Here is a 2,762-nt window from a genome sequence, read left to right as displayed (position 1 = left end):
TGGTGCCGCTACTACTTACCGCGGCCAGCGCCGTTGCGCGTCGGGTCGACGAGCACGTATCCCTGGCCGGGCTTCGGAGTCGGCGGCAGCGGCTCACCGCGGGTGACGGTGCGCTCCTGACCGGTAGACCCTCCGCGGGGTCCGACGATCTCGTACTGTCCGGAACGGCCGGCGGTCTGGCCGGGCTTCAACGGGGAAGAGGACATCGTCCATCTTCCTTCCCGCGCGTCCTGCCTCACAGGTGTGGACCGAGGCAGTCCTTGTAGCGCGTCGATTTGAGACGGGAAGCGTCGGCGGTTAGGGTTCGAATCCTCTGACAGATTTACCCGGGACCCCTTGGACGCTTCAAGCAGCCGAGGGGTCTCGGCGCTTTCTACACCTTGTCTGTGATTCTATCGAACAGGGCTGACAAGTTCGGGGAGCACAAGCACTTGTGTTCGTCGTGTCGCGTCGACACCACACCTAGGGGTGGCGAGCGCCTGACACTTCCGAGGTTCGCTGAAGGTATCGATAGATGGTGGGTCGAGTGACGCCGAACTCGGTGGCGATGTCTGCGACGGTGTAGCGGCGTTTGCCGTCGGGGCCGGTTTCGTCGTACATGGCCTGCGCGAGCTGCACCTGGCGGGCGCCGAGCTTGGGCTTGGGGCCGCCGTGCCGGCCGCGAGCGCGGGCGGCGGCGAGCCCGTCGAGGGTGCGCTCGGAGATGAGGGCGTGCTCGAACTCGGCGACGGCGCCAAGGACGTGGAAGAACATCCGCCCGACGGGGGTAGAGGTGTCGATGCCCTGGTCGAGCACCACCAGGTCGACGCCGCGGTCGTCGAGCGTCTTGGACAGCTCGATCAGGTTCTCGAGCGAGCGGCCGAGGCGGTCGAGCTTGGTGATGACGAGCTGGTCGCCGGCGCGGTTCGCCGACAGCAGCGCCTTGTCGAGCTGAGGCCGGGAGGCGAGCTTGCCCGAGGCCTTGTCGATGAAGATCTCGTCGCAGCCGGCCGCGGTGAGCGCGTCGTGCTGAGCTTCGGGGTGTTGGTCGCGGGTCGAGACCCGTCCGTATCCGACTCGCATGGCACGACTGTATCGAGAACGGGGGAGTGCGTGACGTTGTTGCGGACACGGGTCGCGTTACATCTGCGACCTGGGTGAACAGGTCAGCCGCCGGGGTGTCTCATGAACGATCAATCACTTGCCACTTTCGTCGACGAGGCTAGCTGAAGGCGCTCGATCCGCCTGTCGTCAGGTCGCGGCACTAGTTCTAGATCGTCTAGTTGCACATAGCCATCTTCAACTAGCCGTCTCAGTAGTGCAGTCTTGCTGCTGGCCGGGCGGCCAGCTTTCTCATACTTGACTCGAATGCGCGCGACATGGGTTGCGACAGTTGTCGGCGACACGAAGAGGGTTGCTGCAGCCTCGCTCTTCGACCCGGCCGTGAGCCAAGCGGTGAGCATCTGCACCTCGCGAGACGTTAGATTGACTCTCTTCTTCTTCGCAGGCCCCTCGCGACGCTCCTCCATCACAGCTTCGCTCCACAGCTCAAGGAGCAATCCACCCGCGGCGAGCTCCTCGTCGAGCAACGCAACCACTCGGCGACTCGGGAGCTTCGGGCCCGTGAGTGCGCGATACACGGTCTGGTGCGACAGGCCCGTTCCGTGAGCGACCTCGATGTTGTGAGCGAGCTGCGCCACGGGCTGATCCCCTGAACGAATGACTAGCGACTGGGCTTGGTTGAAGTACTCCCGGCGGGCGACAGCACTGCCATCATCTGCTAGTTCCGGACTCTTCAACGGTCGCTTGCTCATGTCTTCGACCCTATCACTATCACTCTCTTATAACATTCCGACAGGAATACTGAAAATAGTTCTTGAGCTGCATATATACGCCGCGCTAAGAGGTGTTGACTGTCGATCGATGTTCGTGGATCATCGGAGATGCCCCTCGGGGCAGGGAGGAGGTGAGACAACCATGACCCGTTACCGAATTCTGTTGGTGCGCTTGCCTCTTTGGCGCTGCCTAGACTGGGAGGCGATCCTTGTGCTTACCCTTGCCCTCGGCACCGTCATCGGCTTGGCGGCGATTGGCGCATCCACTGCGGCGATCGCGGCGAGCGAAGCCTTCGTCGTCGCGGTGCTGGGCATCTGGATAAAGATGCGCGGCACCAGCGGCTTGGCTGGCACTGGGACTGCACCTCCCGTCGGCGCATGACCCCAGAGTTAGTGCCGATACCGCCGCCCGTCGTCCTCCTGCTCTAGGGAGGCGGCGGGCGTTTTTGCGCCCACACGCCCCGCCCAAGATGCGGCACAGCCCACACGCTCGACGAGAACCTTTGCGCGACACGTCGGCGCCTCAGCCATGCGGTACCAAGCTGGTACTGCACAGGGTGGTCTGCAACCGATCCGCGATTCCATCGCTATAACCAGATACATTGCGGACCTTCCAGGCGAGTTGGAGCACCGCGCGCGAGATCGAGGTTTTTATGTCTACACGATATTTGGATCGGAACGGCAAGCTGACAACTTCCGGGCGGGCTGCCGCTGTCAGCTTCTACAACCCTGCGGTCGGCGCGATGATCGAGTGGTTCCGCGCCGGCAAAGCCGCGACGAAGGCGCAGTACGGGTCGCCGAGCCCTTACGTGATCGAACGAGCTCTCACCGACCACGAGCTGCGTACCGACATCGCGCTCGAAACCTACGTGAGCTCGCTGCGGCCGTTCTTCGAGCACGTCGACAATGGCGGCTTCGACCCCTCCGCAGGGGCAAGCCTCACCACCT

5 protein-coding genes are annotated in these 2,762 nt (G+C 63.3%); 2 read left to right on the top strand and 3 right to left on the bottom strand.

Translation table 11 applies throughout. The features are described 5' to 3' along the window. Positions 1-11 precede the first annotated feature (11 nt). The 3 genes from AXK60_RS12920 to AXK60_RS27650 all read right to left on the bottom strand — a co-directional run bounded on the left by AXK60_RS12920 (position 12) and on the right by AXK60_RS27650 (position 1,793). Positions 12-206 (bottom strand): hypothetical protein, encoded by a 195-nt coding sequence (locus tag AXK60_RS12920; RefSeq protein WP_068571554.1) that lies wholly within the window; start codon positions 204-206, stop codon positions 12-14. A 256-nt stretch (positions 207-462) separates the two neighbouring features. Continuing rightward, positions 463-1,062 (bottom strand): recombinase family protein, encoded by a 600-nt coding sequence (locus AXK60_RS12915; RefSeq protein WP_068571553.1) that lies wholly within the window; start codon positions 1,060-1,062, stop codon positions 463-465. A 110-nt stretch (positions 1,063-1,172) separates the two neighbouring features. Next, positions 1,173-1,793: a helix-turn-helix transcriptional regulator gene (locus AXK60_RS27650; RefSeq protein ID WP_244881102.1), complete on the bottom strand. Its 621-nt coding sequence runs from the start codon at positions 1,791-1,793 to the stop codon at positions 1,173-1,175. A gap of 163 nt (positions 1,794-1,956) precedes the next feature. On the opposite strand from AXK60_RS27650, the gene AXK60_RS12910 reads away from it, so the two are divergent. Beyond that, positions 1,957-2,196, top strand: coding sequence for a hypothetical protein (locus AXK60_RS12910; RefSeq protein WP_068571552.1), 240 nt, complete (start codon positions 1,957-1,959; stop codon positions 2,194-2,196). A gap of 220 nt (positions 2,197-2,416) precedes the next feature. Beyond that, a partial coding sequence (locus tag AXK60_RS12905) for a hypothetical protein (RefSeq protein ID WP_139057932.1) occupies positions 2,417-2,762 on the top strand: 346 nt, incomplete at its 3' end.

This window comes from Tsukamurella pseudospumae (assembly GCF_001575195.1).
Lineage (GTDB): Bacteria > Actinomycetota > Actinomycetes > Mycobacteriales > Mycobacteriaceae > Tsukamurella > Tsukamurella pseudospumae.
This window is presented reverse-complemented; position numbering and strand designations above follow the sequence as displayed.

Excerpts from the sequence above, each read along its gene's own strand:
- AXK60_RS12920 (WP_068571554.1), bottom strand. The coding sequence starts at position 206 with ATGTCCTCTTCCCCGTTGAAGCCCGGCCAGACCGCCGGCCGTTCCGGA.
- AXK60_RS12915 (WP_068571553.1), bottom strand. The coding sequence starts at position 1,062 with ATGCGAGTCGGATACGGACGGGTCTCGACCCGCGACCAACACCCCGAA.
- AXK60_RS12910 (WP_068571552.1), top strand. The coding sequence starts at position 1,957 with ATGACCCGTTACCGAATTCTGTTGGTGCGCTTGCCTCTTTGGCGCTGC.
- AXK60_RS27650 (WP_244881102.1), bottom strand. The coding sequence starts at position 1,793 with ATGAGCAAGCGACCGTTGAAGAGTCCGGAACTAGCAGATGATGGCAGT.